3 protein-coding genes and 1 pseudogene are annotated in these 3,258 nt (G+C 73.3%); 2 read left to right on the top strand and 2 right to left on the bottom strand.

Annotated elements, in window-relative coordinates:
* Positions 1-139 precede the first annotated feature (139 nt).
* Both B9S61_RS35800 and B9S61_RS35795 read left to right on the top strand, forming a co-directional pair.
* Positions 140-655: a hypothetical protein gene (locus B9S61_RS35800; RefSeq protein WP_258040036.1), complete on the top strand. Its 516-nt coding sequence runs from the start codon at positions 140-142 to the stop codon at positions 653-655.
* Positions 652-1,345: pseudogene (locus tag B9S61_RS35795) on the top strand (response regulator). The gene B9S61_RS35800 and the pseudogene B9S61_RS35795 overlap by 4 nt, the downstream one beginning before the upstream one ends.
* Here the strand turns inward: B9S61_RS35795 and B9S61_RS35790 are convergent.
* Positions 1,311-2,378, bottom strand: a complete 1,068-nt coding sequence (locus B9S61_RS35790; protein ID WP_103545894.1) for a PAS domain-containing protein — start codon at positions 2,376-2,378, stop codon at positions 1,311-1,313. The pseudogene B9S61_RS35795 and the gene B9S61_RS35790 overlap by 35 nt on opposite strands.
* A 223-nt stretch (positions 2,379-2,601) precedes the next feature.
* Positions 2,602-3,186, bottom strand: coding sequence for a TerD family protein (locus B9S61_RS35785; protein WP_103545893.1), 585 nt, complete (start codon positions 3,184-3,186; stop codon positions 2,602-2,604).
* Between the last annotated feature and the right edge of the window lie 72 nt (positions 3,187-3,258).

Here is a 3,258-nt window from a genome sequence, read left to right as displayed (position 1 = left end):
CGTTCGCCGCGGACCGCCAGGTGGGTGCGGTCTCCCGGCTGCAGGACCCGGGGCAGCCGGGACAGACGCCTCGCCGCCTGGACCGAGGAGGGACGCCTGGGCGGAGCGCCGCCGCATCGCCGGCGGGCTGGAGACCACCGTGCTGGCACGCACCGCCGACATGGTCGCGGAGGCGGAGGCGGGGCGGCTGGACGCGACCACGGAACGCGCCCGTGAGGCGCTGGCCGCGATGCGCGCCCTGCTCGACACCGTCCGGGAGGGCGAGGCGGAGCGCGAACTGCGCCCGCAGCCCACCCTCCAGGCGCTGGACCTGCTCGCCCGCCAGTGCCGGGCCACCGGCCGCGAGGTGCGGATACGCCTCACCGACCGCGTACCGGACCACCTGCCCACCGCCGTCGACCTGGCCGCCTACCACGCCGCCGAGACCCTCCTCGCCACCGGTGACGACCAGCCCGCGGTACTCGAACTCGACACCGCGGAGGATACGTTGACGATCACGGCCACCGGGATCGCGCCCGCCGCCCACCCGGCCGTACGGGAGCGGCTGGCGGCCCGGCTCGCGGTGCTGGAGGGCACCCTGAGCACCGGGCCCGCGGACACGGTCCGCCTCCGGCTGCCGCTCACCGCGGGCGGCGGGAAGGAGCGGGAACGATGAGTCTCAGGGTGCTGGTCGCCGACGACCAGGGCATCGTACGGGCGGGGTTCGCCGCCGTGATCGACGCCGAGGAGGACATGACGGTCGTCGGCGAGGCCGCCGACGGGGCCGAAGCGGTGCGGCTGGCCGAGGAGCTGGCGCCCGACGTGGTCGTCATGGACGTTACGGATGCCCGAACTGGACGGCATCGCCGCCACCCGGGATCATCACCGGGCGCCCGGACGCCCGGACGCCCCCCGCGTGCTGGTGCTGACCACCTTCGACCTCGACGCCTACGTCTTCGACGCGCTGCGGTCCGGTGCGTCCGGCTTCCTCCTCAAGGACGTGTACGCCGATGAACTGCTGCAGGGCATCCGGGTGGTGGCCGCGGGCGAGAGCGTCCTCGCCCCGTCCGCGACCCGCCGTCTGATCGGCCACTACGCGTCCGGGGCGGCCGGGGGGACCCCGGGGGAGAGAGCCCCCGGCGGACTGGACAGCCTGACCGACCGGGAGCGGGGCGTCCTCGCCCTGGTCGCCACCGGCCTCAACAACACGGAGATCGCCGCCCACCTCGGCATCACCGTCGGCACCGTGAAGTCCCACGTCAACGCGCTGCTGCGCAAACTGGGGCTGCGCGACCGGGTCCAGGCCACGATCCTCGCCTACGACCTCGGCCTCACCCGCCCCAACCCACCCGGCCCCCACCTCTGACCACCCGCCCCTGCCGGGCGTCGTCCACCGCCGACAGACGCGGCATCTCCCCGGGCTGCAGCCGGCGTTGCAGCGCGGAGGCCACGGTGTGCTCGCGGCGGTAGCTGCGCGCGTTGTCCAGGTGCGCGGACGCGGTGCCGGCCGCCTGCCGGGCGACGTCCAGGTCCGCCTCCTCGAAGAGGTCGGTCCGGTTGCGGTACAGGGTCAGCAGGCCCAGCACGGTGCCGCGCGCCATGAGCGGGGCGACGATCATGGAGCGGACGTCCGCCGCGATCAGAGGTCTGAAGCCGTCCCGGTCGGCCGAGAGCCAGGGATCGTCCGCGGAGACCTGTACGACACGGGCCTGGGTGTCGTTGAGAGCCTGGGTGAACGGGGTGGGGAAGGGAAAGGGGCGGCTGTCGCCCTGCTTCCTGCTCGTCTCGACGGTCGCGGGCGCGAAGGCGGTCCGGCGCAGCGGGACGTCCGTCGGTACGGGACCGCTCCGGCGCGGACTTCCGGCGGGACCGTCCTCCAGCAGGTCGACGCTCGCCGCGTCGGCGAAGGCGGGCACCAGCGCGTGCACCAGTTCCTCGGCCGTGGTGCGTACCTCAAGGGTGGAGCCGACGGCCGCGTGCACCGCACTGAGCACGGCGAGGCGGTCCGCCGCGGCCTGCCTCTCGGTCACGTCCTCGACGACGCCCACCAGGCCGGGGACGTCGCCGTTCCGGCCGGGCAGCGGGAAGAGGGACACCTCGACGGCGAGGGTGCGCCGCGGGTCCGACGGCGCCCGCCCGCGGACCAGCCGGCCGCGCAGCGGCTCGCCCGTGGTGAGGGCGTCCTCGATCAGCTTCCTGAGCTGACCCGCCCCGAACTCGGGGACGAAGTCGTCGACGACGTGGCCGATGACGTCCCCGGCGGGCAGGCCCCGTACTCCCCGTCCGGCCGGGTTGTAGCGGGTGACCTTCCGCTCGGCGTCGAAGACGAACAGACTCTGGGGCGAGTCGGCGAACAGCGCGTTCAGCACCGCGGTGTCGTCGACCGGAAACCCTGTCACCGCAAGCTCCCTTCGCGGGGCTACTTCCCTACCTTCCCGCATCGGCCCCGCACGGCAACTCGGCCGTGCCCGGCGGGCCCCGGTGTCCCCGCCGCCGGGGCGCGGACGGTCAGGGCGGGGCCGGGCGCGCGGGTGACGCGAGGCGTGGTCGGGGCGCGCGCCCGGCAGGCACGGGAGGCGTCCGGGACCGCGGGAAAGGCGCGAGGGTCGACGCGTCCCCTTACTACTTGGTGACGGCGAAGCGCATCAGGGCGTGCTCGTCGCCCTGCTTGATCTTGCCGGTCTCGTTGATCACTTCCAGCTTCCAGGCGCTGCCGACCCGCACCGCCTTGGCCACGGCACATCCGTTGTCCTGGCTGAGGAGGCTGGGCCAGATGTCGGCGACCTGCTGGGTGCTTCCGCCGGTCGCGTCGTAGACCTTGAAGCTGATGTTGCGGGCCTTCTGGAAGTTGCTGCCCTTCTTGTAGGCGGCGGCGACGAACACGATCGACGTGATGGCGCCGGGAAGCCGGGAGAACTCGACGGTCACCGTCTCGTCGTCCCCGTCCCCGTGCCCGGTCTGGTTGTCGCCGCTGTGGAGCAGCGAGCCGTTGCCCATGGGGTCGAGCGAGTCGAGACCGGCGAGGCGCACCGGGTCCGGGCCCTGCATGGCGACGGCGATCAGGTCGAGGTCGGTGCCGGTCTTGCGGCGCAGCTTGCCGAGCACTCCGCCGCTGCTGCCGGCGGTGGGATCCCAGGAGACACCGATGGACAGGTGGGTGACCCCGTCCAGGTCCGCGGGTCCGTCTTCCTTGGTAAGTGTGATCATGCGTAAGTCATCCTCCGTTGTGGAACTACAGCCCAGAGTCTGCCCGCTGCCGTGAAGATCCGATATGGCGGG

Source organism: Streptomyces sp. SM1 (genome assembly GCF_002910825.1).
In the GTDB taxonomy this organism is placed as follows: domain Bacteria; phylum Actinomycetota; class Actinomycetes; order Streptomycetales; family Streptomycetaceae; genus Streptomyces; species Streptomyces okerensis.
The sequence above is the reverse complement of the archived record's forward strand: the minus strand, read 5'-3'. Positions and strand labels throughout refer to the sequence as shown.